This is a genomic window from Alkalihalobacillus sp. BA299 (assembly GCF_017745675.1).
GTDB lineage: Bacteria > Bacillota > Bacilli > Bacillales > Bacillaceae_F > Alkalihalobacterium.
Genome location: NZ_JAFLJM010000006.1, coordinates 66,490 through 92,403, shown reverse-complemented (window position 1 = coordinate 92,403; position 25,914 = coordinate 66,490). Strand labels below are relative to the sequence as shown.

Annotated in this window: 24 protein-coding genes, 1 other RNA gene, 1 riboswitch and 1 other annotated feature; of the genes, 2 read left to right on the top strand and 23 right to left on the bottom strand. The window is 37.8% G+C overall.

What is annotated here, in order from left to right:
• Nucleotides 1-128: 128 nt before the first annotated feature.
• The 10 genes from J0N78_RS09705 to J0N78_RS09660 all read right to left on the bottom strand — a co-directional run bounded on the left by J0N78_RS09705 (nt 129) and on the right by J0N78_RS09660 (nt 8,972).
• Nucleotides 129-311: a DUF3918 domain-containing protein gene (locus J0N78_RS09705; protein WP_209122858.1), complete on the bottom strand. Its 183-nt coding sequence runs from the start codon at nt 309-311 to the stop codon at nt 129-131.
• An 18-nt stretch (nt 312-329) separates the two neighbouring features.
• Nucleotides 330-527: a hypothetical protein gene (locus tag J0N78_RS09700; protein WP_209122857.1), complete on the bottom strand. Its 198-nt coding sequence runs from the start codon at nt 525-527 to the stop codon at nt 330-332.
• Between the two features lie 18 nt (nt 528-545).
• The gene (locus J0N78_RS09695) at nt 546-1,019 is read right to left on the bottom strand and encodes a PRC-barrel domain-containing protein (protein WP_209122856.1); all 474 of its coding nucleotides are present in this window, start codon (nt 1,017-1,019) and stop codon (nt 546-548) included.
• 55 nt (nt 1,020-1,074) lie between these two features.
• Nucleotides 1,075-3,348 carry an SF1B family DNA helicase RecD2 gene (gene recD2 / locus J0N78_RS09690; protein WP_209122855.1) on the bottom strand — a complete coding sequence of 758 codons (2,274 nt, stop codon included), beginning with the start codon at nt 3,346-3,348 and terminating at the stop codon, nt 1,075-1,077.
• Between the two features lie 11 nt (nt 3,349-3,359).
• Nucleotides 3,360-4,022: a tetratricopeptide repeat protein gene (locus J0N78_RS09685; protein ID WP_209122854.1), complete on the bottom strand. Its 663-nt coding sequence runs from the start codon at nt 4,020-4,022 to the stop codon at nt 3,360-3,362.
• 129 nt (nt 4,023-4,151) lie between these two features.
• A complete protein-coding gene (mnmA, locus tag J0N78_RS09680) occupies nt 4,152-5,267 on the bottom strand; it encodes a tRNA 2-thiouridine(34) synthase MnmA (protein WP_209122853.1) in 1,116 nt (371 codons plus the stop codon).
• A 38-nt stretch (nt 5,268-5,305) separates the two neighbouring features.
• Entirely contained in the window at nt 5,306-6,448 is a 1,143-nt protein-coding gene (locus J0N78_RS09675; protein WP_209122852.1) for a cysteine desulfurase family protein, read from the bottom strand.
• Between the two features lie 129 nt (nt 6,449-6,577).
• Nucleotides 6,578-6,997 (bottom strand): cysteine metabolism transcriptional regulator CymR, encoded by a 420-nt coding sequence (gene cymR / locus J0N78_RS09670; protein ID WP_209122851.1) that lies wholly within the window; start codon nt 6,995-6,997, stop codon nt 6,578-6,580.
• On the bottom strand, nt 6,930-7,640 hold the full coding sequence (locus tag J0N78_RS09665) for a YczE/YyaS/YitT family protein (protein WP_209122850.1): 711 nt from the start codon (nt 7,638-7,640) through the stop codon (nt 6,930-6,932). The genes cymR and J0N78_RS09665 overlap by 68 nt, the downstream gene beginning before the upstream one ends.
• An 87-nt stretch (nt 7,641-7,727) precedes the next feature.
• Entirely contained in the window at nt 7,728-8,972 is a 1,245-nt protein-coding gene (locus tag J0N78_RS09660) for a replication-associated recombination protein A (protein ID WP_209123031.1), read from the bottom strand.
• Between the two features lie 369 nt (nt 8,973-9,341).
• Here J0N78_RS09660 and J0N78_RS09655 point away from each other — a divergent pair, with 369 nt between their 5' ends.
• A complete protein-coding gene (locus J0N78_RS09655; RefSeq protein WP_209122849.1) occupies nt 9,342-9,971 on the top strand; it encodes an RsfA family transcriptional regulator in 630 nt (209 codons plus the stop codon).
• A gap of 130 nt (nt 9,972-10,101) precedes the next feature.
• On the opposite strand, the gene J0N78_RS09650 is transcribed toward J0N78_RS09655, so the two are convergent.
• The 6 genes from J0N78_RS09650 to ssrS all read right to left on the bottom strand — a co-directional run bounded on the left by J0N78_RS09650 (nt 10,102) and on the right by ssrS (nt 16,489).
• Nucleotides 10,102-10,821: a LutC/YkgG family protein gene (locus tag J0N78_RS09650; RefSeq protein WP_209122848.1), complete on the bottom strand. Its 720-nt coding sequence runs from the start codon at nt 10,819-10,821 to the stop codon at nt 10,102-10,104.
• Entirely contained in the window at nt 10,821-12,248 is a 1,428-nt protein-coding gene (locus J0N78_RS09645) for a LutB/LldF family L-lactate oxidation iron-sulfur protein (RefSeq protein ID WP_209122847.1), read from the bottom strand. The genes J0N78_RS09650 and J0N78_RS09645 overlap by 1 nt, the downstream gene beginning before the upstream one ends.
• Nucleotides 12,249-12,270: 22 nt before the next feature.
• Nucleotides 12,271-12,990: a (Fe-S)-binding protein gene (locus J0N78_RS09640; protein WP_209122846.1), complete on the bottom strand. Its 720-nt coding sequence runs from the start codon at nt 12,988-12,990 to the stop codon at nt 12,271-12,273.
• A gap of 122 nt (nt 12,991-13,112) precedes the next feature.
• Complete coding sequence (locus J0N78_RS09635) at nt 13,113-14,891, bottom strand: L-lactate permease (RefSeq protein WP_209122845.1); 1,779 nt, start codon at nt 14,889-14,891, stop codon at nt 13,113-13,115.
• 288 nt (nt 14,892-15,179) lie between these two features.
• Nucleotides 15,180-15,947: a tRNA threonylcarbamoyladenosine dehydratase gene (locus tag J0N78_RS09630; RefSeq protein WP_209122844.1), complete on the bottom strand. Its 768-nt coding sequence runs from the start codon at nt 15,945-15,947 to the stop codon at nt 15,180-15,182.
• A gap of 363 nt (nt 15,948-16,310) precedes the next feature.
• Nucleotides 16,311-16,489, bottom strand: a non-coding RNA gene (gene ssrS, locus J0N78_RS09625) — 6S RNA.
• 279 nt (nt 16,490-16,768) lie between these two features.
• Between ssrS and J0N78_RS09620 the strand changes: the two genes are divergently transcribed.
• The gene (locus tag J0N78_RS09620; protein ID WP_209122843.1) at nt 16,769-17,056 is read left to right on the top strand and encodes a hypothetical protein; all 288 of its coding nucleotides are present in this window, start codon (nt 16,769-16,771) and stop codon (nt 17,054-17,056) included.
• Here J0N78_RS09620 and J0N78_RS09615 read toward each other — a convergent pair.
• The 7 genes from J0N78_RS09615 to J0N78_RS09585 form a co-directional block, all read right to left on the bottom strand.
• Complete coding sequence (locus J0N78_RS09615) at nt 17,031-18,263, bottom strand: homoserine dehydrogenase (RefSeq protein WP_209122842.1); 1,233 nt, start codon at nt 18,261-18,263, stop codon at nt 17,031-17,033. The genes J0N78_RS09620 and J0N78_RS09615 overlap by 26 nt on opposite strands.
• A 137-nt stretch (nt 18,264-18,400) precedes the next feature.
• Nucleotides 18,401-18,513: riboswitch (SAM riboswitch) on the bottom strand.
• 75 nt (nt 18,514-18,588) lie between these two features.
• Nucleotides 18,589-20,382 carry an aspartate--tRNA ligase gene (gene aspS / locus J0N78_RS09610; RefSeq protein WP_209122841.1) on the bottom strand — a complete coding sequence of 598 codons (1,794 nt, stop codon included), beginning with the start codon at nt 20,380-20,382 and terminating at the stop codon, nt 18,589-18,591.
• Nucleotides 20,382-21,662, bottom strand: a complete 1,281-nt coding sequence (hisS, locus tag J0N78_RS09605; protein WP_209122840.1) for a histidine--tRNA ligase — start codon at nt 21,660-21,662, stop codon at nt 20,382-20,384. Before hisS ends, aspS begins: the two co-directional genes overlap by 1 nt.
• A gap of 135 nt (nt 21,663-21,797) precedes the next feature.
• Nucleotides 21,798-22,023, bottom strand: a binding site (T-box leader).
• A 68-nt stretch (nt 22,024-22,091) separates the two neighbouring features.
• On the bottom strand, nt 22,092-22,268 hold the full coding sequence (locus J0N78_RS09600; RefSeq protein WP_209122839.1) for an RNA polymerase subunit sigma-70: 177 nt from the start codon (nt 22,266-22,268) through the stop codon (nt 22,092-22,094).
• 82 nt (nt 22,269-22,350) lie between these two features.
• Nucleotides 22,351-22,797, bottom strand: coding sequence for a D-aminoacyl-tRNA deacylase (gene dtd, locus J0N78_RS09595; RefSeq protein ID WP_209122838.1), 447 nt, complete (start codon nt 22,795-22,797; stop codon nt 22,351-22,353).
• Between the two features lie 23 nt (nt 22,798-22,820).
• Nucleotides 22,821-25,007, bottom strand: a complete 2,187-nt coding sequence (locus tag J0N78_RS09590; RefSeq protein WP_209122837.1) for a RelA/SpoT family protein — start codon at nt 25,005-25,007, stop codon at nt 22,821-22,823.
• A 393-nt stretch (nt 25,008-25,400) separates the two neighbouring features.
• The gene (locus tag J0N78_RS09585; protein WP_209122836.1) at nt 25,401-25,913 is read right to left on the bottom strand and encodes an adenine phosphoribosyltransferase; all 513 of its coding nucleotides are present in this window, start codon (nt 25,911-25,913) and stop codon (nt 25,401-25,403) included.
• Nucleotide 25,914 lies beyond the last annotated feature (1 nt).

Genomic DNA, 25,914 nt, shown 5'->3' with positions numbered 1-25,914 from the left:
TGAAGCAAAGTGTTGCAATTTAGGTAAATAACGGACGTAGTGACCGCCATAGGTTAAAACAAATGAAATTCGTCATGATCCTATAAAAAAGAGACCGATATTCATTTTATCAGCCTCTTTTCAAAAGGTTATGCGAAATTTTTCATCATTCGTTTTCTCATCTTTTGTAAGTCATTTTTATTTGGTACGATGTCTTGGAAATCAATTTTTGTGATAGGTCGTACCCATTGCATCAACCGTTTTCGATTGCGGCGATCTCTCATCGAATAAGCTGCCGCACCTAAACCAAATGCTAAAAACAAACTACGCATCGGTAACCACCACCAGCTTTATTGGATTACATTTTCGATTTGTAGATCCTGGTCTTCAAAGAGATCATCGAGTGAGCTAAGAGAGCCGTCTTCTTCGACTTGGTGAAGTGACAACTTCCCTTTTGTAATCGTCATTTCAACAAAGCAATTCCAACAATAATATTGGTTCGTGCCTATTTTACCGATATCTTTACAATTACAGTTTGGACATTGCATGATAGGGTCTCCTCTTTTTTATAATTGAACAACGAGAATGTCTTTGCCAATCGTCAAAGGACGATCTGTCTTTACTACTTTTCGTCCTTCTTTAATATCAGCAATTAGACCTTCTGTTACTTCATACCCTACAATGGTGCCCAATTCTTCCATAAAATATACATCTTCTACCAACCCTAGCTTCTCGCCTTCACTGGTTAACAGCGGTCTTCCAGATAGCTTTTCCTTCCCTTGCTTTAAAGGGTGCTCATTCTTTTTTTTATAATAAACCGTTGTATTTTCATGATCATGCACCATTAGGCTATCATGTCCAAACCCTGTTACTGCATCAATCGGTACGAATAAATGACGATTAAACCAGCCCTTTTTATCGATAACCAAACCAATGACTACTCCACGATCGTTTAACAACAAATCATTCACGATCCCAATTTCTTCTCCAGTTTTTGAACAAAAAATTGAATGTCCACATATACTAGCAAATGTTCGCAAAGGAACCTCCTCCTCTCGAACAGTTATAGTTTCTAACAGTTAGTATCCTTTCATGCTAGTTTCTTGTTACCAGTGCTTCCTTAAGCTTATCGGAAAGCATGGTATTTCTAATGTGTTCGTCCTTCTGCTCAATTGCCTGAAAAAGTGCATGTTGCTCTCCACACAAGATTAAAAATTGCTTCGCACGAGTCACTCCAGTATAGATAAGATTACGTCTTAGCATACGATAATACCCTTTGACAACAGGCATAATAACGATCGGAAACTCGCTTCCTTGCGCTTTATGAATAGATGTACAATAGGCATGAGTGATTTGGTTTAAATCTTTTTTATTATAAACAACCTCTATACCTTCAAAAGAAATCACAATTTGATCCATTTTTTCGATATTTTCTTTTGCATATATAATCGCTACAATTTCACCACGGTCTCCATTAAACACTTGTTCATCAGGATTATTAATTAGCTGAAGGACCACGTCGCCTTTCCGATAAACGATATCTCCAAACTCAATTTCGCGCCTTCCTTCAACTGAGGGATTTACTAGGTTTTGTAATTGCACATTTAAACGTTCAATCCCGGCATTCCCTCTATACATTGGTGCTAATACTTGAATATCTTTTGGAGTATACCCTTTTTTGATTGCATTTAAATAGACTTTTTCAATAACTTGCATCACTTGATTTTGGGTACAAGGAAAAAATCGTCGATCATCCTTTGCTTCTTTTAAATCTTGTGGCAAAGTACCATTTTTTATTTCATGAGCCAGCTTAATAATTGAAGACCCTTCTTCCTGTCGATAAATATCCGTTAATTCAACTATCGGTATGGCACGCGATCGTAATAAATCACTTAATACTTGTCCTGGACCAACGGAAGGAAGCTGATCTTGATCACCTACTAAAATGATTTGCATATTGTCAGGAATCGATTTGAACAATTGATTGGCTAGCCATATATCGACCATCGACACTTCATCAACAATAAGTAAATTACCTTCTAATTGTTCAAATTCATTTTTTTCAAACCCACCATTGCCACCTTTCCATCCTAAGAGGCGATGGATCGTTAAGGACGGGAGACCAGTTGCTTCGCCCATTCGTTTAGCAGCTCTACCTGTAGGGGCAACTAACAAAACTGGAAATGAATCTCCTGCCTTATAATCACTTGGTTCAAGTGAGATTCCGTGAAGCTTTGCATAAACTTCTACAATCCCTTTTATCACCGTCGTTTTCCCTGTCCCAGGTCCACCCGTTAAGATCATAATAGGTGATGAAAGGGCCGTTTCAATTCCTTTTTTTTGTGATTCCGCATACTCAATTTTCAATGTCTCTTCTAGTTCTCCAAGCGCTGATAAAAACTCAGACTGGACAAATGCTAAAGGCTCCTCTCGATTAACGAGACGTTTTATGTGTGTAACTAAACCTTTTTCAGCGAAAAATAACGTCTTTAAATAAATTCGCTCCTCTTCAATAACGATTTTTCCTTCTTCATCCATCATTGTTAAAACATTGACAACTTCATCTGTTGTTATTTGGTTAGATGGAGTTGTCAATAACGTAGAAACTTCTTGGATCATATCCTGTTGTGTTAAAAAAACATGTCCTTGCTGATTACATAATTCATTTAAACAATAAATACACCCAGCTTGGATACGGTCCGGATGGTTACCTGAAATTCCAATCGCTTCACCGAGTAAATCTGCTCGTTTAAAGCCGATTCCTTCAACATCTTGAATCAGTTGATACGGATTAGTTTGAAGGACATCTAGTGTCTGTTGTTTGTATACTTGATATATTTTAATCGCAAGTTCAATGCCGAAACCATATTTGGATAAAAATAAAATTACTTGTTCAATCCCCTGATGTTCCACCAATTGTTCATAAATGAGCGTTCGTTTTTCTTCGCTCAATTTTGGGACACTTTCTAATACCGACGGATCTTCTAAAATTAATGTAATGACACGTTCTCCTAAGTTTTTAACAATCGACTCTGCTGTTTTTTTACCGATCCCAGGAAAGCGATCACTCGATAAGTACTGGATGATCCCTTGAGTTGTTTGCGGGATATCACGACGAAATTGCTCAACGACATATTGCAATCCGAATTTGGGGTGGTCATGTAGTCTACCGAAGAAAGTATAGACGTCTTGAGGTTCAATTTTCGGAAGTGTACCAACCACTGTTATTTGTAGATCATCTATCACTTCTGTAGCTTCTAGAACTTTTATAGCTGCTACCGTATAAAAATTTTCTTCATTATGAAATATAAGATGGGTGACCTCTCCTTTGATGTATGGAGAGTGTTCTTGGGTTCCTTGGTTCTCCATCAATCTGCCTCCTATTGCGTTAGCAGTTCCTCCATTAGCTTTTTACCGTTACCCGCGAGAAGATGATCAGGTTGTACCTCAAGGGCATGCTCAAATGCTTCTTTTGCTGCTTTTGGATCATCTTTGCAGGCATAAGCTATACCTAGATTATAGAATGCATCAGCATTATTTTCATCCTGTTGCAAGATTCCCTTAAACTGTATAATTGCATCATCGATGTGATCAGCGCTTGCTAAGGAAAGAGCATATTGAAAACGAGCTTCAATGTCGTTTGGTTTCATTTCAGTTGCTGTTTGAAAATGAACTAACGCATGATTGAACTGCCCTAAATTGTAATAGCTCATTCCAATCATAAAAAACACATCTGCTTCTTTCAGGTCGTTTTGCATTGCCTGATGGAACATCTTAATCGCTTCTTCAAACTTCTCCAATTGATAAAACGCATTACCCGCACCGTAATATGCCGTTGCTGCCTTGGAGTCTAAATCGATTGCCCGCTCAAAAAATACGATCGCTTTTTCAAGTTCACCGACAATCGCTAATAAATTCCCAAAATTAATAAAGCCAATTGGATCGCTTGGGTTCGCTTCAATCGCTTGATTAAAATAGGACGCCGCTTTTTCATAATCTCTATCCTGCATGGCTTGAAGTCCAAGTTGTATGTTATCGTTCATCGTTTTACCTTCCTTACCTTTATGATATTTTTATTTTTAGTATAACAAAGAAGTAAAAAGAACCAAGCTCCACTTAAGGTGAAGCCTGACCAATTTTTTTCCAAACAAAAAGAAAGGAGAACCTTTGGTTTAAAGTTCTCCCTCGTCTGTTATAATAACGTCTATCGTTCCACCACCAAGGCATACTTCCCCATCATAAAAGACGACGGCTTGGCCTGGGGTAACTGCTCGTTGTGGTTCATCGAAAATTACTTTAACTGTTTGATCAGAAAGAGGGATCACTTTCACACCCTGATCAGGCTGACGATAGCGAAATTTTGCTGTACATTTAAATGGTTCAGTCGGTTGATTAGAGCTAATCCAATTCACATGAACACCTAGTAATCCTAAAGAATAAAGACCTTCATGATGGTAGCCTTGTCCAACATATAAAATGTTTTTCTCAATATTTTTACCGATGACAAACCAAGGTTCACCAGCACCACCAATTCCTAGGCCTTGACGCTGGCCTAAAGTGTAATACATCAAACCATCATGCTTACCTTTAACTTCTCCGTCTAACGTTTGCATTTCACCTGGTTGAGCTGGTAAATAGGAGCTTAAAAACTCTTTAAAATTTCGTTCACCAATAAAACAAATGCCTGTACTATCTTTCTTTTTTGCAGTAGCTAAATTGGCCTGTTCTGCAATGGCACGTACTTCTTTTTTCTGCATATGCCCTATTGGGAACATGGCTTTTGAAATTTGCTCCTGACTTAAAGCATTTAAGAAATACGTTTGATCTTTATTTTGATCTAAACCACGAATTAATTTATGCTCTCCGTCACGATATTCGACCCGGGCATAATGTCCTGTAGCAACATAATCAGCCCCTAATGTTACCGCATGATGCAAAAAGGCTTTAAACTTAATTTCCTTATTACACATCACATCTGGATTAGGCGTTCGACCTGCTCGGTATTCATCAAGAAAATAAGTAAACACTTTATCCCAATACTCTTTTTCGAAGTTTACCGCATAGTACGGGATACCAATTTGATTACACACCTTGATAACATCGTTATAATCTTCCGTTGCTGTACAAACCCCATTTTCATCTGTATCGTCCCAGTTTTTCATAAAGATGCCGATCACATCATAGCCTTGCTCTTTTAAAACGAGTGCTGTAACGGATGAGTCAACCCCGCCGCTCATTCCGACTACAACTCGAGTGTCTTCTGGTTTTTTATCTAGTTGTCTATTCATATTACTTTCACCACCTACAAAGCTAAGGCTTTTACAGATTAAAATGATGTAATTCTTTTTACAATTTGGACTGTTTCCTTAGCTGCTTTCTCTATATCTTCGATTGTATTTCCATATCCAAAGCTAAATCGAACAGCAGATTTTGCTTTTTCACTATCATTAAACATCGCAGTGAGAACATGGGAAGGTTCAATTGAACCCGCGGTACAAGCCGACCCACTTGAAACTGCAATACCTGCAAGGTCTAAATTTACAAGAAGTGACTCTACATTTACACCTTTAAAACTAACATTGAACACATGAGGAAGGACATCAACTTCATGTCCATTAACCGAAAATTCTAGTTCTTCTTCACGAAAAACTGTAATCATCCGCTCACGAAATTCGAGATACCGTTGTTGTTTTTCTTGAATTTCTGCTACTGCAAGTTTGGCAGCTTCAGCAAAACCAACGATACTCGCAACATTTTCCGTTCCAGCCCGGCGCTTTCTTTCTTGCTCACCACCATAAAATTGAGGTTTAAGGTCATAGCCTTTCTTTGCATATAAAAAGCCAACCCCTTTTGGACCATTGATTTTATGAGCAGAGACAGACAGGAATGTGGCTGATAATTGTTCAACATCAAGTGGAATTGTTCCGTATGCTTGAACCGCATCAGTATGAAATGCAATATCATATTCCTTTAAATATGCGCCAATTTCTTCAATTGGTTGAATTGTACCTACCTCATTATTACCGTACATGATCGATACAAGGATGGTTTCTTGACGAACATGCCTTTTTAGCTCAGCTAATGATACTATTCCTTTTTCATCGACAGGAAGGTAAGTTACTTCAAAGCCTTGTTCTTCTAGCGCCTTACACGTATGGAGAACCGCATGGTGCTCTATAGCTGTCGTGATAATATGGTTACCTTTTTTCTTATTTTTCAATACATAACCGGTGATAGCCATATTATCTGCTTCTGTTCCACCGCTTGTAAAAATCAATTCATCTGGATTCGCACCTATTGATTGTGCAAGTGATGATCTAGCCTCATCTAACGCATGCCTCGTTGTTCGCCCAAAGCGGTGAATACTAGAAGGGTTACCAAAATGCTCGGAAAAATATGGCATCATAGCTTCAAGAGCTTTCGGGTGCAACGGTGAAGTCGCAGCATGGTCTAAATAAATTGGTTTCAATGATTACACCTACTTTTACATTCACTTAACTAGAACTACCTCTTTTATTATATAGGTTCAAAAAGGAGGACAAAAAGAGCCAACGAAGAGGTTCGACAGCTATTTTTCCCGGACATTTTGAACTACCTTCTATATGTAGAACATATAATATTCCTGTTCTCCTTCACCCTCATAATCCGCTAAATCTTGAAGAGTTGTGTTATCTAATACATCTTTAACCGCATCGCGGATTTTTATCCAAAGATCTCGTTTGGCTGGTTCTTCATCCTCGAGTACTTCAACCGGACTAATCGGCCCTTCAAGAACACGAATGATGTCACCTGCTGTGATTTCAATAGGTTCTTTGGCAAGCATATAGCCACCATAAGCGCCTCGTACACTTTTTACAAGCATTGCATTTCTTAGTGGTGCAATTAATTGCTCTAGATAGTGCTCGGACAACTCATGATCTTTCGCAATTGATTTTAATGAGACCGGTCCTTCACCGTATTTCTTCGCTAATGCCATCATGATGGTCAACCCGTAACGTCCTTTTGTCGATATCTTCATTATTTACCCCTCTTTCTATCAATCGATCTACTAAACGTTGGCATTGCGGAAGCGTAATCCCAACGACACTTCCAATACCAAAACAAAAAATTAATGTACCGATAAAAACGGGACCACCTAATAACCAACCCGTTGTGAGAACGACGATTTCCATTGCACTTCGTACCCATTGTACTTTAAATTTTGTTTTTTTCGTTATCGCTAACATGAGACTATCTCTTGGACCCGCTCCACAGTTTGGAGCAATATAAAGTCCCATTCCATAACCAATAATAATGATCCCACTAATAAGCATTATAAGCTTACTAATAAAAGAATCTGGTGTGATTAAGAAAAATAAAAATATATCAATAAATACTCCAACTAGGACCATATTAACAAACGCCCCTAATTGAGGCCATTCCTTTGTCAATAAAGCTGTGATACCAATGATGACAAACCCCATGATTATTGACCACGTACCGATCGTTAATCCTAACTGTAATGTCAGACCAATATGAAGGACATCCCAAGGTGCACTTCCTAGGTCAGCGGTTATCATTAACGAAATTCCAAAAGACATGATCACTAAACCAAGCATAAATATTCCCCAGCGAAAGCCCAGTTTCTTTCTTCTCCACTCCCTACGCTTATCTATGTTCATGTCATATTCCTTCTCTCTATACTCTGCTGAAACTTTAAATTCTTAGCCATTATAGCACGAAATGGTTTTTATTTGAATCGAAGAGGTTTAACTATTTTTCAATTCATGAATTCGCTTGTGAAATTGTGACAACCGTTTTTCTTGACCACTTTCTTTCGGTTGGTAGTATGATTTTCCTTGCAAGGTATCAGGTAAATACTGTTGCTTTACCCAACCACCGAAGTTATGTGGGTATTTATACTCAACACCTCGACCTAATTCCTTTGCACCTTTATAGTGAGCATCCTTTAAATGGTCAGGTACTTCACCAATATTAGACGACCTGACATCGGCTAACGCAAGGTCGAGTGCTTTGTAAGCCGTGTTTGATTTTGGTGAAAGGCAAAGTTCCGTCACAGCAACTGCTAATGGAATCCTTGCTTCTGGTAAGCCAAGTCGTTCTGCGGATTGGATCGCTGATAATACCATTTGTGGCACTTGACTGTTTGCTAAACCAACATCCTCCCACGCAGTAACTAGAAGTCGTCTGTAAATCACATCTAAATCACCAGCCTCTATTAATCGTGCTAAATAATGGAGCGCCGCATCGACATCTGAGCCTCTCATACTTTTTTGAAACGCACTAATAATGTTGTAAAAATGATCGCCTTTTTTATCGTAATGAAGACTTTTCTTTTGCAAGCACTCTTTAATAATTTCTAATGTAATTTCAATTTGACCATCTTCATTTGGCTCTGTAGATAATACAGCAATTTCTAGCCCGTTAAGTGCTAATCGAATATCACCACCACAATGAAGTGCTAACTCATCAAGTACACCATTTTCAATTATGAAATCAAGCTTCCCAAAACCTTTCTTGTCGTCGTATAGTGCTCTTTCAAGCACCTCTTTTATTTCTTCAGGTTGAGGGTGAGTTAATTCTAATATTGTACAGCGAGATTTAATTGCATTATTTATTTCAAAATGGGGATTCTCTGTTGTTGCTCCAATAAGAATGATCAGTCCACTCTCCATATACGGAAGCAAAAAATCTTGTTGACTCTTATTAAAACGATGCACTTCGTCCACGAATAATATTGACTTACCGAGTAACTTTGCTTCCTGTACAACTGCTTCCATTTCCTTTTTCCCTGAAGAAACAGCATTAATTTCATGAAAGGGTAATGACGTCAGCTGGGCAATTACATTTGCAATCGTCGTTTTTCCTGTCCCAGGTGGTCCATACAATATAATGGATGATAGTCGATTTGATTTAATCATTCGTTGAAGTAATTTTCCTTCACCAACAATATGCTTTTGTCCGACGATTTCACCCAGCGTACTAGGACGCATTCGATAAGCTAGTGGTTCTCTTAAATAATTATCCACTAAAATCAACTCCAACAATAAAATTCCAGTCTAATCTATTAGTCTCTGTTCCACTGATCTATTTTTCAAAAACAAAAATTCAATATTCAACATTTTAGATACAGAGTTTACGTGTCATTTGACAATAGTTCTTCATATTAATATTTCTATTATATATATCATTCTGTTCCACTTTGCAAATTAGAAAAACTTTCTTATCTTCAAATGAAAAACACAACACTAGTATTTTTTTAAACATGAATGTATATATCCTAGATTTCTTGGTAATAGTAGTAGTAAATTTCACTAAAATATGAATTTACTTATAACCAAGAAAGATAAGGAGATGATTTAATGAAAGTTCGTCAAGATGCTTGGTCACATGAAGATGATGTTTTATTAGCAGAGACGGTTTTACGTCACATTCGAGAAGGAAGTACACAGTTAGTTGCATTTGATGAGGTTGGTGACGAATTACACCGAACATCAGCAGCTTGTGGATTTCGCTGGAATGCAGTCGTACGCCAAAAATATGTAGAACAAATTAAAGAAGCGAAAAAAGAAAGAAAAGAAAGAAAAAGAGCAGCGGCATTTGCAACAAATCGCAGACCTGTAAGAAATGCATCTTTGTATTACCCTGTTGTTAATCCAGCACAACCTTTAAATCTCGATAATTTAGATATCGAAACGGTTATTTCGTATCTTCGTTCTCTAACTTCTAATCAACTACCGGCAGATCACTTAAAAAAAGAGAATGAGAAACTTTTAAAAGAAAATCTCGAACTATTAACGCAGAATAAAGAGCTAGAAGCAGAATTGAAGGCGATAAAGGATGAACACAAAACGATTGAAGAGGACTATCAGTCACTTATTCAAATTATGAACCGTGCTAGACGTATGGCTATTTTACAAGAAGAAGAGCCATTGTCTAATGCCACTTTCCGAATGGATAAAAACGGAAATTTAGAAAAAGTAGCAAAATAAAAGCAACAGAACATTTCTTCTGTTGCTTCTTTTACTTTATATTTAACTTATTTTCAGAAATAAAGTATTAAAAAAGATCTCGATTTTCACCGTCTTCGCATTCTTGGTACTAAATCTGATTCATTTAATTCTATTTATCTTCTATAATGATATACGTTGCTTTTACAGGTCCGTGAACCCCGACGACTAAATTCATTTCAATATCGGCACTGTTACTTGGACCCGAGATGAAATTCACACACGAAGGAACTTTACCTGTTTCCTCTTGAAGCTGATGAATATAGTACGTTGCTTGTGTCATTCGAGGTACGATCGTACTTTTCGGAATAATCGCAACATAATACTTCGGTAGCAAGCTTACCGACCTTCCTTTTCCATTATCACTTAGTAAAACAACCGTTCCAGATTCAGCAAGAGTCATATCCGCAAACGTTATGCCAATATCCGCTTTTTCAGCTAATTTTACGTTTTCTTCTCCTTTACTTGTATCCCAGATATGAATATCGATTTCAGTAGCTTTTGCTTGCTCAAAATATTGATCTATTCCGTATTCTGTAAAGCGTGGGTCAGCCCAGCTCACAATCGTTTCTGCCTGGTAGTTACCCACAACCTTAGCTAATACATTATTTAAAGTTTCTATGGTAGCCATAGCCACTTCCGTATGAATACGAGTACATTGATCCTTTAATACTTCAAGCAATCCATCTTGTGAAAGGTCTTGATAGACGTCCCATTGTGGCTGATGCTTCCATTTCGGGCGAAGTACAGGCTTCGTTTGGCGCTGTCGTCCAAGGCTCTTAGCTACTTGGTTTAGAAACTTCTCTTTGTTGTAAACCGTTCCGTTAGCCATTATTCGTTCTCCTCCTTTTTCCGTTCCTTAAACCATTTGCGGAAGCTTTGTTTGCTTGGCTCTGGAAAATCGCGGATATCTGTCCATGGCTTAATCGGGCCTGGCCCCTTCGTTACTTTCCCCTCTTTGGCAAATGGTCCCATCATTGTCGGCGCTACTTTTGATCCCATGTTATACAATTTCGGCGAGCTGGCAGCCATCGCAAAGCCTTTCATTGCTAGCTTTTCACCAAACCCAGCCTTACCCTGCTCTTCAACGATATTGCGACGGTGTTTTACTAAGAGTTCATGAAGTGGAATTTTCACTGGACAGGCTTCAGTACATGCTGCACATAAACTTGATGCATAAGGAAGTTCTTTATAATCGTCATAGCCTCCGAGTAATGGTGACAATACCGCACCAATCGGGCCTGGGTAAATTGAACCGTAAGAATGCCCACCAATATGTCGGTATATTGGACAAACGTTAATACAAGCGGCACAGCGTATACATTGAAGGGCTGATTGAAATTCTGTTCCTAAAATATTAGAACGACCGTTATCTACGATAACAAGATGAAACTCTTCTGGCCCATCGACATCCCCTTCGTCTTTCGGGCCTGTTAATCCTGTAATATAGCTTGTAAGCTTTTGTCCGACTGCACTGCGACATAACATACTTACTAGAATATCAAGTTCTTCCCATGTAGGTACAATGCGTTCCATTCCCATAACAGTAATTTGTGTTTTCGGTAGAGATGTAGCAAGCCTTGCATTTCCTTCATTGGTAACAAGTGAAATACTTCCCGATTCTGCTACCGCAAAATTACAGCCTGTTATGCCGATATCTGCTGCTAAAAATTCGGCGCGAAGCTGTTCTCTTGCAAATAAAGCTAACTCCTCAGGCTTAGATGACTTAGTGTATCCAAGCTTTTCTTGAAATGTATCACGAATTTGTTCTTTATTTTTGTGTAAAGCAGGTGCGACGATATGTGAAGGTGGATCATGATCGTCAATTTGTAAGATATATTCCCCTAGATCTGACTCAATTACCTCACATCCTAGGGCTTCAAGCGCCTCATTCATACTTATTTCTTCTGTCACCATCGATTTTGATTTAATGATTTTTTTGGCTTCTTTTTGTTTCGCGATGTTTGTAATATACTCATTCGCTTCTTCGGCTGTTTGCGCAAAAAAGACGTTTCCGCCAAGTTGGATGACATTGTCTGTTAATTGCTCCAAATAGTAATCTAAGTTTTCTAATGTATGCTGACGAATTTCTTCGGCAAGATTTCGCCATTCCTCCCAGTTACCGAGTTCTTCCTGGGATTCCAACTTTTTATTTTTTAAACGTTCCTGAGCCGAAACCATGGCGCTTCTCATAAACTCATTTTTCAATCCTTTTTCAACCCGTCCAAAAAATTGTTCATCACTAATTTTCATTGGCATACGTTTCACCACCTTGTACGTTTCATTTTCTACTATTTAAAACTTGTGCGATATGCATCACTTTGATTGGTTTTCCTTGACGCTCGATCCGACCACCAATATTCATTAAACAGCCACAATCAGCACCAACCAATACTTCAGCTTCCGTTTCTTCTATATGCTCTATTTTTTCATTAACCATTTGTTCTGAGATTGGCACCATTTTTACTGAGAATGTACCACCAAAACCACAGCACGTTTCTTTATTTGGTAAGCTTGCAAACTCAAGTCCTTCGACATTCTCTAACAACTTCATTGGAGCATCTTTCACGCCTAATAAACGTGTCATATGGCACGACGTATGATACGTCGCTTTTGTTGGTAAAGATGCTCCAACATCTTCAATTTTAAGTACATCGACTATAAACTGCGTTAATTCAAACGTTTTATCCATTAATGCGTTAGCTTTTACCTTCCAGATCGCATCGTCACTAAAAAGGTGAGGATATTCATGTATCATGGAAACACAGGACCCTGATGGTGACACGACATAATCAGATGAAGCAAACGTTTCAATCATATGTTTTGCAACCTCTTTTGCTTCTTTATGGTAGCCACTATTATAGGCAGGCTGCCCGCAGCATGTTTGGTTATCTGGAAACACGACTTCACAATTAAGACGTTCTAATATTTCAACGGTATCTTTGCCGACTCCTGGATAAAAGACATCAGCAAGACAAGTGATAAATAATGATACTTTCATATATTTCAGCTCCTTAGTTATCCGGTCATCAGATGAATATACTTATATAACAAATTTAATAGGAAAAGAAAAAAGATTCAAGCCCCACAACTAATGTGGAGCTTGAAATTAAATCATTTAAATCAAGCAGCTTTATTTTCTTTTTTTCCGCGACGGTTTTCCTTACTCCCTTTATAAAAGGCAAAAAGGACAGTAGCAACAACGGTTAGTACCATCAATGTACCAATATTTAATCCAAAGCCATTAATAAGAACGAAGCCTATTCCCCCTGCAAAGAACACGTAAAATGCAGTCGGTATTAATGTTTTACGAATAATATTTCCTTCTTTACCAATTAGTCCAGCCGCTGCAGAAGCAGCTACAACATTATGAACACAGATCATGTTCCCAGCTGCACCACCCACTGCTTGTAAAGCAATAATCGTTGAAGCTGTCACACCAATATTTTCAGCTACTCCAAACTGGAACAATGAAAACATCATATTACTAATCGTATTACTTCCTGCGACAAATGCCCCTAATGCACCAATGGCAGGAGCCACAACAGGCCAATTTTCCCCTATTGCGACCGAAACCGTTTCTGCTAAAACAAGAGGCATACTACTATATCCTGAAGCGTTTACACCAGAATTAATAAAAACTTGAACCATTGGTACTGCAAAAAGTAATGCAGGTGCAGCACTAGCCACCGTGCCAAACGACTCTTTAACAGCGCGTCCATATGCTTTTGTATCCATTTGATGCATAAAGAATACAATAAATGAAACTAAAATTAATATCGTCCCTGGTAAATGTAAAGGTGTACTAGTAAATGTAATTGTAGTACCAAAAACATCTGTAGCAGTAAACTTAACTGACTTTAACCAGTCACCAAATGGTAATGAATTAATACGTGTGAATACAAGAATTACTCCAACAATTACATAAGGTAACCACGACATAAAAGGAGTAATCTTCTTTCCTGTAGGTTGATTATATACTTTTAATTGGCCTGTCCAATCTGGATCCCAACTTGCTTTATCTTCAAAATCCCACGTTTTCTTAGGTATGAGGAAGCCGCGCTTAGCTGCTGGGATTACAATAGCTAACCCAATTAACCCACCAAACATGGAAGGAAACTCAGGTCCAAGTAAATTAGCTACTATTGCATATGGAATAGTAAACGCAAGACCCGCAAATATTGCAAACTTCCAAATTGCTAAACCTTCGACAATTGATCTATTTTTCCCGAAGAATCTAGTTAACATCGTAACCATAAAGAGCGGTATAAATAACCCGACCATCGCATGAATAATAGCAACTTCTCCACCGATTGCACGAATGTATGCATCAAAAGTCATTCCAAGACTTGAAGCCGTCTCATGAACAATCGTCGATTCACTTAATCCTGAATTTACACCTATTAAGATCGGCGTACCAACTGCACCAAAAGAAACTGGTGTCGATTGAATAATTAAAGCTACAATAACAGCTCCCATTGCTGGAAAGCCGATGGCTACTAACAATGGTGCTGCAATAGCCGCTGGTGTCCCCCAACCAGAAGCTCCTTCAATAAACGAACCAAATAGCCAACAAATAATAATCGCTTGAACTCGACGATCAGGTGACACATCCGTAAATGTTTGACGTATTGTTTGAATGGCACCGCTTTCCTTTAAAGCATTTAAAAGAAGGATCGCTCCAAAAACGATAATTAATACTTCTATTGCAGAAACTAGACCTCTAGTACTAGCAGCTGCGATTTGATTTGTTGGAACATCCCAAACAAACCATGCAATTAAAACGGTTACAAAAAATGCTAAAGGCATTGCTCGTTTAGCAGGCCATCTTAAGATGACTAAAAATAGTAAGACCGTTAAAATTGGTATTAATGCTAAAACTGATAAAGCTCCTAAACTCATTATTCAAACTCCCCCTCATACTCCCCTGATAACCTAACATCTCATCCTATTATCTTATCTTCCGGTCATCAGATGTTTAATTAACTGCAAGTGCTTTCATTATAAAAAATGTTCATACATTATTCAATATATTTTTTAAAATTCCACTTCTAATTTTTTATAAAATTAAAAAAACACTATAAAAAACTGACTCAATCTACGTAGATTGGTCAGTAAAGTCACCGAGGTATTACCAAAAAAATATTAATTAATCTTGAAAACTGTTAAACCGCCTAAGAATAAGTCAATTTATCGTTCTATAAGAATCTTATTTTGTTCTAAAATTTTCGTGATCACATGGCCTGCCATAATAAGTCCTGAAACCGAAGGAACAAAAGCATTAGAGGATGGTGGTAGCTTCGCCTTCCGAATAGGCCCTTCTTCAGCAGCTTCGGGTACGATTTCTTTACGGATTTCTTCTCGAATTTTAACCGGACGTTCGTCTGAAAAAACTACATTTACACCTTTATGAATGCCTTCTTTACGTAGCTTTGTTCGAACCACTTTTGCAATAGGATCGTAACTTGTTTTAGAAATATCAGCAATTCGTAATCTTGTAGGATCCATTTTATTGGCAACACCCATACTTGATATAATACCAATGTTCCGTTGCAAGCATTGTTTTATAATGTGAATTTTATACGTAATAGTATCACAAGCATCAACAACAAAATCTAGCCCATAGTCAAAAAACTGCTCATACGTTTCTTCTGTATAAAACATTTTTAAAGCAATTACTTCACAATCAGGATTGATATCCTTTATCCGTTCTTTCATTAACTCCACTTTAGGTTGACCGATAGTAGATATTAGTGCATGAATTTGCCTATTAACGTTTGTAATATCGACATCATCTTTATCTACAAGGACAAGGCGTCCTACACCAGACCTTGCTAGGGCTTCTGCTGAAAATGACCCTACTCCACCGACACCTAATACTGCAACTGTACTGTTTTTTAATGCTTGGACACCATCTTTTCCAATTGCAAGTTCGTTTCTTGAAAATTGATACAACATCTTACCTCTTCCTTTCTCACTATGCCAACACATACGATCTGTAAGCTCGTTTCATATACTGATTATACCTATAAACGCAATCGGGGTAAAATATACCATAGCTATAAAGAAAAATCTATGATCGAATAATAACTACATTCATTATTATGCACCAAAAGCTTGATCTACATAAGAAAAAGCCGCCTCTTAAGTGTTTGGGCACCTTTCCTTTTACGACATCGTTGCTTCTTTGTGGCTGCAACTTGTCGTTTTCAAGATGCTTGACACTGATATTTGAGTCAGCTTGGTTAATTTTTCACTGCTTTCGATAATCTTTGTTGTTTTTGAAATTCATCTTATATTGTAAGACGATACACAAAAAATAAGAGACCCAAAGTGCCGTAACTCCCTAGTTTTGAACCTGCTCTCGCAGGTGGGTGCCTAGCTTCTTTCTTCATACGTCCTCAGCGATCAAGGCATGTATTCCAAAAGAAGACTTAATACTCCCGAAAAAAAAGTGTTGGCTCAAAACTGTCAGTCGCTTACAAACACGCTAGGACTCTTATTTTACCTTAATGAAATCATAGCATAAAAATTTTTCTTGATCAAGAAAAAAAGTTACATTTTTCTGAATTTTCTATCATGTATTCTTTTGCAAATTTAAATAAGCTATGCTACATTAATTATATTAATTTTTTGGCTGTTTTTTCGTAAACTTTGTTGCTTTTGGACCGTTTTTCACGCTACGCGTGAAGAGCCAAGCATCCGCTTGGCTTACGGTCCAAAAGCTAAAAGCAACAATCTTTAAGAAAAGAGCCTAATTTTTTAAAAGGATGTTTTCAATGGATCTCATTTCAACTCATAATTGTATTGAAGTTGAACAAAAAATAGAATTCACTAAAAAGTATACCATCGAAAAAAACTTCGACATTGAGCTTTACTCTGATAAAATTCGGTTAAAAGAAAAAGAGTTTTTACTCGAGAATGTGTTTGATATCTCTTATCGAAAGGTAACAAAAGAGATCGGCTTTTTATACCTTCACACCAATCAAGGTGTCATACCATCTTTAGTTAAAACAGACCCTATATCCTTTATCGATAACTTTAGGAAAATAAAGCGATTTTATTAATTGCTAGCTCTCCTAAAAGAGGATACGTCTGTATTTGAATAGAAGCTTGTAAATCACTCAATGTCTTTCCTGGTGCTAACGTCACAATAAGAGCTCTTTTTCCATTTAGAACATCTTCCGTTTTAATTTGGTCTGTAATAGCAAGTAGTTGAGAAGCTACTTGTTTTTCTTCATGTTCTCCTACAAAGATAACAACCTCCGTTCCTTTGCTTAACTCTTTGTTTGATTGCCCAATCGTCTGCCTTGCAAAATTTTGAAACTGTTCATGTAGTACAAAATCTTCGACCATGCTATTAGCAGTCGCATGCTTTCCTGCACCTGGTCCGCTCATCATAATCTGATCGATCGTCTTCCCATCAATACATACACCATTCGTTACACCATTAATATTATAAAGAGGGTGTGATTGAGTAACAAATGAAGGTGATACAAAGCCATGAATCGTTCCACCTTCATTAGATGTCTTTGCAATGAGCTTAATCGCTAATCCGTTTTTTTCTGCAAATTCGAGTGCTTCATCTTCAATATTACTTATACCATTACAGTGAAAATGCTGTTCATTTGGCCAAACGTTAAACGCTAGTCGACTTAATATTCTGATCTTATACAATGCATCATAGCCTTCAATATCGTCTGTTGGATCAGCTTCTGCATAGCCTAATTGCTTTGCTTCAGCTAATACATCATTAAAATGGCGATTTTTTTCTTTCATTTCTGTTAAGATATAATTCGTCGTACCATTTAATATGCCAGTTACCGAATGAATTGGCGTTGTTGTAAATAATGTTTTAAAGCTATTTACGATAGGAATTCCCCCACCAACAGCTGCTTCAAAACCTAAATAAACACCATGCTTATTAGCTAACGCCTCCAGTTCTTCTCCGTGTTTCGCAATGAGCTCTTTATTCGCTGTAATAACTGACGTCCCTGCCTTGATGAGATTGGTGATATATCCTTTAGCAGGTTCGATGCCGCCAATCGCCTCAAATACCACATCATATTGAAGGGCAAAAAATTCAGCAGCATCGCTTGTTATATATGGCGTTACACTACTATTCTCTCGGTCCTTACCATGATCTTTAACTAAAACCTTTTTAACAAGAATTTCTTTCTTCAAAGCTGTTTCTAACTCTTTTTGGGAGCTTAGGATACGCTCATAAACACCTGAACCAACTGTCCCAAACCCGATGATTCCAATTTTCAACATACATCTTCCCCCTAATCTGAATGCATAAAACGCCTTGATTTACTTTCACGTCCATTTCAGCAACTACTTTTCACTAAGCAAGAAAAAAATAAAAAACCTCTCCGGATAAGGGAAAGGTTTTTTTAAAAAAACGCCTCCACTTATCTTTCAGAGCCCATTGCTCTGCTGAAATTAGCACCTTTGTTTGCTTGGCATACAAACCGGTTGCCGGGCTTCATCGGGTCAGTCCCTCAGCCTCTCGTGATAAGTTATATTGTCTACGTATTTATTCGAATTTTAATAGTTATGATTATAATTCGAATAATCGATCTTTGTCAATCTTTAATTATACTTGAACTTTTTTTTCTTCCTCTTTTTTAGGAACAATTGATAAATTCAATTCACGTAATTGTGCTTCACTTACAGTACTCGGTGCATTTGTTAGTAAGCAGCTCGCACTCGCTGTCTTAGGGAACGCAATTGTATCACGTAAATTATTTCGACCTGCTAAAAGCATGATGAGACGGTCCAAACCTAATGCGATACCTCCATGCGGTGGTGTACCATATTCAAATGCATCTAATAGGAAGCCGAATTGCTCTTTTGCTTCTTCTTCAGAAAAGCCTAGAGTACTAAACATCTTTTCTTGTACTTCACGTTGGTAAATACGTTGTGATCCACCACCAAGTTCATAACCATTTAACACGAGGTCATAGGCTTCAGCACGTACTTGACTAGGATCAGTATCTAGCAAATGTAAGTCTTCTGTTTTAGGGCTCGTAAACGGATGGTGAAGAGCGACGTAGCGTTTAGCATCTTCATCAAATTCAACGAGTGGGAAATCTACAACCCATAAGAAGTTGAACTTCGTTTTATCAATTAGGTCTAAATCTTTTCCAAACTTTAGACGTAATGCCCCTAAGCTATCATATACAACTTGCTTTTTATCAGCAGCAAAGAACAACAAATCACCTGGTTCAGCGTTCATCGCCTCACGCATACCGACCGTTTCTTCCTCGCTTAAGAACTTCGCAATAGGTCCTTTTAACTCGTTTTCCTCAACTTTAAGCCATGCTAAGCCTTTCGCTCCATAAATGGCTACAAAGTCTGCAAGGTCATCAATTTCTTTACGAGTAAGTTTTGTGGCAGCTCCTTTTACATTTAACCCTTTGACGATACCACCATTACCAATGGCATTAGCAAACACTTTAAATTGTGAGTTTTTCATAACCTCAGTTAATTCAGATAGCTCTAAGTCAAAACGTGTATCTGGCTTATCTGACCCGTAACGATTCATCGCTTCATCGTAAGTAAGTCGTTGAAACGGCGTTGTAATATCAATACCTTTGATTTCTTTCATGATCTTTGCCATCATGTTTTCCATCATCGCAAGTAAATCTTCTTTATCCATAAACGATGTTTCAATATCGACTTGAGTGAACTCTGGCTGACGATCTGCACGTAAGTCTTCATCACGGAAACAACGAACAATTTGATAGTAACGTTCAAACCCTGAAACCATCAATAACTGTTTGAAAAGTTGTGGTGACTGAGGAAGAGCATAAAACTCTCCATGATGCACGCGACTCGGTACTAAATAATCACGAGCTCCTTCTGGTGTACTCTTTGTTAACATCGGTGTTTCCATTTCTAAAAATTGCTCGCTATCGAGCGTATCACGAATTAATTTCGTCGTTTTATGACGTAATGTAAAGATGTTTTGCATATCAGGACGTCGCAAGTCTAAATAACGATAGCGTAAACGAACATCTTCTGAAGCATCTGTACCTTCTTCAATTTGAAACGGAAGTGGTTTCGATGCGTTTAAAATGGTAATTTTATCAACATGTACCTCAACTTTTCCCGTTGGAATTTTCTCGTTTACTGTCTCAGCTTCACGCTTTACAACTGTTCCTTCTACATCAAGCACATACTCGCTGCGAACGCGGTCTGCAATCGCATGCGCTTCTGCTGATACCTCTGAATTAAAAACGACTTGGACAATCCCTGAACGGTCCCGTAAATCGATAAAAATGACTTGTCCTAAATCGCGTCGTGTTTGTACCCATCCTTTTAATTGAACTCTTTCTCCAATGATGTTCTCTAATATTTGCCCACAATGATGTGTTCTCCCTATCATTATTGCTCCTCCTTTAATTGACCTTGCATATAAGAAATAAACTTCTCTAGTGAAACTTCTACTTGCTCTCCAGTACTCATTTCTTTCACATTGATTTTATTAGCAGCTAATTCCTCTTCACCTAATACAGCAGTATACTTTGCTTTTAGCCTGTCTGCGGCTTTAAATTGCGCTTTTATTTTTTTATCTAGATAGTCTTTTTCAGCTGATAATCCTGCTTTACGTAGTTCAAATAAAAGGCTAGCACCTTTATTTTTCGCTTCCTCACCTAAAGTAAGGATGTAACAGTCAATCGATTGTTCAATTGGAATATCAATATTTGCTGCTTTTAATGCCATAAGCAAGCGCTCAATACTTAGAGCTAGACCGATACCTGGTGTTTCTGGTCCACCAATGTCCTCAACGAGACCGTTATAACGCCCACCACCACATAAAGTCGTAATCGATCCAAAGCCTTCACCTTCGATCATGATTTCGAAAGCTGTATGGTTGTAATAATCGAGACCGCGCACTAATGTTGGATCTACGACATATGGTATTTCCATTGCATCTAAATGATTTTTTACTTTATCAAAAAATGCGAGAGACTCTGCATTTAAATAATCTAAGATGGAAGGTGCAGTTGCCATAAGCTCATGATCCCGATCTTTTTTACAGTCTAGGATTCGTAGTGGATTTTTCTCAAGTCGCTGTTGGCAGTCAGAACAAAACTCATGAATACTCGGTTTAAAATGCTTAATTAATGCCTCACGATGCGCTATTCGACTTTCTGTATCACCAAGACTATTAATTACAAGCTTTAAGCCGGTTAATCCTAATTCCCGATAAAATTCCATCGCAAGAGCCATCACTTCGGCATCAATGGCTGGATCAGCACTTCCTAACGCCTCAATCCCGAATTGAACGAATTGCCTCATTCTTCCGGATTGAGGCCGCTCATAGCGGAACATCGGTCCGATATAATACAGCTTGGTCGGCTGTCCAGGGTTTCCATACAATTTATTTTCAACGAACGCTCGTGCGACAGATGCTGTTCCTTCTGGACGTAAAGTAATACTACGATCGCCACGATCGGTAAACGTATACGTTTCCTTTTGAACGATATCTGTCGTATCACCAACGCCTCGTTGGAAAAGCTCTGTATGCTCAAATATCGGTGTTCTAATTTCTCTATAATTGTACCTACGGCAAATATCTTGAGCCTTTGCTTCAACATATTGCCATAGCTCTGAAGTTCCAGGTAAAATGTCTTGTGTTCCTCTAGGGATATGTATATTCATCATGATCCTCCTACTTAAATTTCCATTAGAATAGCTTGGTTTATCATCAATGCTCCAGAGCTTTTTTATACTATCGACAGCTAACATCTATTTCTGTTAGAAAATAAAAAAACTCCCACCCCTGATCAAAAATCAATCAGGGACGAGAGTTATACCCGTGGTGCCACCCTTATTGAAGCCTAAGCTTCCACTTTAAGCAGTTAACGCCTCGCTTACGTTTTTTCCTACTAACATGATCGCTTTCAGAAAAAAACCTACGGAGTGTTCATTCATTAAGGTCCATGTAGAAATGCTTACAGCCACGACATTTCCTCTCTTAACATGTGCCACCTTAATTACTATTCTCCATCATCGGTGTATACGGTCTTTGCATTTGTTTTTTATCATACGAATGTTTAATAAATCTGTCAACATTTTTTTAAAACTTCATCAATTCCGGTTGAGTCTCTTTTTTAATTGTTTGACTTCTCTTAAGGTTAATCCAAATTCATCTGCTAATTCCATACTTGTACTACTATGTTCTTTTTCTACAAAATCATGAAAGTTCACATGAAATAGCTGGTGCTCATTTCTTCCGCTACCTTCTTGCTTCATACTTGTTCGCATAGAATCTTCCTTCCCTAATAACATTAAGAACTAGCATAACCAAAAATGAACTAATTCTTACAGGTTCAGAAGAAAAACTATGTTAATTTTGTTTACTGTCAATAATTAAAGTGACTGGACCTTGATTGGTGAGCTGTACATCCATCATTGCTCCAAATATTCCCGTTTCAACGTGAACACCCTTTTGACGTAACTGTTCGTTGAATGTTTCATATAAAGGTTCAGCGAGATCCGGTTTTGCAGCTCCCATAAAGTTAGGTCTGCGCCCTTTACGACAATCTCCATATAATGTGAATTGAGAAATCGATAAAATTTGACCACCTACATCTAACAATGAAAGATTCAGCTTCCCTTCGTCATCTTCAAATATGCGAAGGTTCACAATTTTTTCTGCAATATATTCAACATCCTCAATTGTATCTTCATGAGTAATACCAATAAGTAGCATTAAGCCAGAATTAATCTTCCCGACAACCTCTTCTTTTACCTTAACTGAAGCTTCACTTACCCTTTGTAAAACGACTTTCATGCTAATGCTCAAACTCCTATCTTTTAATGCATTATTCTTCGTACCGAATAAATGTGTGGTAATTGCTTAATTTTTTCAACAACCTTATGCAAGTGATCGACATTTTGAATTAATATCGTCATATGAATTGTTGCAACTTTATTTCGGTGATCTGAACGACCAGAAACTGCGTTTATCGTCGTTCTCGATTCAGTCACTGCTTGAAGAACTTGATTTAGTAGGCCGTTTCGATCAAATCCAGTGATCTCGATATCAACATTGTAATTTTTATTTTCTAGATGACTAGCTTCCCATTCAACTGGCAATAAACGTGTCTTTGCTTCCTCTGCTAAAACGTTAGGACAGTCAGTACGGTGAATCGATACACCACGCCCTTTTGTAATGTAGCCAATGATGTCATCACCAGGAACCGGGTTACAGCATTTCGATAACCTTATCAGTAAGTTATCAACTCCTTTAACTGTTACCCCTGTACTCGTTTTTTTCTTCGGTGCTAATGTTTGAACTTCCGCAACAGCTTGTGCAAGAGATCGTTCCTCTTGTTCTTGCCCAGCTTCTTTTCTAAACTTCTCAGCTAATCGGTTAACAATTTGTTTTGGGCTCATTCCACCGTAACCAACCGCAGCAAACATATCTTCTTCCCCTGCGAAGCTAAACTTATGAGCCACCTCAGCCAGATTGTCAGCTGTCATTACAACTTTTGGATCTAAATCAAGAGCCTTAATTTCTCTTTCAATCGCTTCACGACCTTTAGAAACATTTTCTTCTCGGCGCTCTTTCTTAAACCATTGCCGTATTTTATTTTTCGCGTGAGAACTTTGTGTGATCTTAATCCAATCTTGACTTGGACCATACGAGTGCTTCGAAGTCATAATCTCTATAATATCGCCTGTCTTAAGTGCATGGTCTAGTGGAACCATTTTCCCATTGACTTTTGCTCCGATACAGCGATTACCGATTTCAGAATGAATCCGATAAGCAAAGTCTAATGGAACAGATCCTCGCGGAAGTTCGATGACATCTCCTTTTGGAGTAAATACAAATACCATGTCAGAAAATAAATCAATTTTCAGCGACTCCATAAACTCTTGAGCATCTTGTGAGTCATTTTGAAATTCAATAATTTCTCGGAACCATGTTAATTTCGTTTCTAAGGATTCATCATCTTGCGTGACGCGTTTTCCTTCTTTGTATGCCCAATGAGCAGCTACCCCAAATTCTGCAATTCGGTGCATTTCCTCAGAACGTATTTGCACTTCAAGCGGGTCTCCATTTGGTCCGATTACTGTTGTGTGTAGCGATTGATACATATTTGCTTTTGGCATCGCAATATAATCTTTAAACCGTCCTGGCATTGGTTTCCAGCACGTATGAATAACACCAAGGACTGCATAACAATCTTTTATATTCTTTACGATAATTCGAACAGCTAACAAATCGTAAATTTCATTAAACTGTTTATTTTGTAATGCCATTTTTCGATAAATACTGTAAATATGCTTCGGTCTGCCTGATATATCTGCCACAACATGAATATCATTTAAATTTGATCTTATCTTTTTTAAAACTTCATCGATATATTGTTCTCGTTCGGCCCGCTTCTTTTTCATTAAGTTAACAATTCGATAGTATTGCTGTGGATCTAAATAGCGAAGCGCTGTATCTTCTAACTCCCATTTAATCGTAGAGATCCCTAGACGATGCGCCAATGGGGCAAATATTTCCAGCGTCTCATTAGAAATACGACGTTGCTTTTCCGGAGGTAAATGTTTCAATGTTCGCATGTTGTGAAGACGATCGGCAAGTTTGATTAAAATTACACGAATGTCCTTAGCCATCGCAACAAACATTTTTCGATGATTTTCAGCTTGTTGTTCTTCTTTTGACTTATATTTTATTTTCCCTAGCTTCGTAACTCCGTCAACAAGCATCGCGACTTCACTATTAAAAGCTTCTTTCAGCTCATCAATGGTCACATTTGTATCCTCTACTACATCATGAAGAAAAGCAGCTGCAATCGTATCTGGATCCATTCCTAGCTCGACTAAAATACCAGCGACTTGAATCGGGTGATGAATATACGGTTCACCCGATTTCCGATACTGATGACTATGTGCATCTTCAGCAAATGCATATGCTTTTTTTATGAACGTCATATCTTTTTCTGAAAGATAGCGCTCTGCTTTTTCAAATAATTGATCTATCGTCATGGAATCACCTTTTTATCCCTACTCATAATTGGTCCCATTTTTTCTATATTTCTTTATATTATCATTAAGTAACCTAGATGTGTAAAGATATATTACGAAAAATGTCGAATTCTTTTTTATTTTTGACGATCTTCTTGAAAAATAGCCGTGAAATAAAAAACGAGGGCATTAAGAGGCAAAAAAGACTGAAAAAAGGTTAATTGAAAAACAATTCTATATGCAACTAACTCAGGAGACGATAGATAAAGTAAAGGATGGAATATGGTGAACCAAAGGCGAAGTGAAAAATGTCAGGCACCTCAATCACAAAATATAGTTGCTATAAAGCAACTATATTTTGTGTAATTGCGAGGAGAGGAGTGCAGACACTTATGAGTCAGCCTTTTTATTATATTAATATTGTGTTAAAGAAAAAACATCGTAGTTCTTAAGCTTGTCTCTTCCATCTAAGTACGATAGTTCAATTAAAAAGGCAATCCCAACAACTTCTCCACCTAATTGTTCAACCATTTTAACTGTTGCTTCAATTGTTCCACCAGTTGCAAGAAGGTCATCGGCAATAAGAACTCGTTGACCTTTTTGAATAGCATCTTTATGAATCGTCAAGCTATCTTTTCCATACTCTAAGCCATAATCCACTGAAATCACTTCACGAGGAAGCTTTCCCTTTTTTCGTACAGGAACAAAGCCTTTTTCTAATGCGAAAGCTATCGGACAACCAACAACAAATCCACGTGCTTCTGGACCAACAATGATGTCAGCGTTTTTTTCACGAGCATAATTTGATAGTTCTTCAATTGCTTTTTTGTATACTTTTCCATCTTGCATTAATGTAGTAATGTCTTTAAAACGAATGCCCTCTTTTGGGTAGTCTTCTACAATCGTAATATATTTTTTAAAATCCATC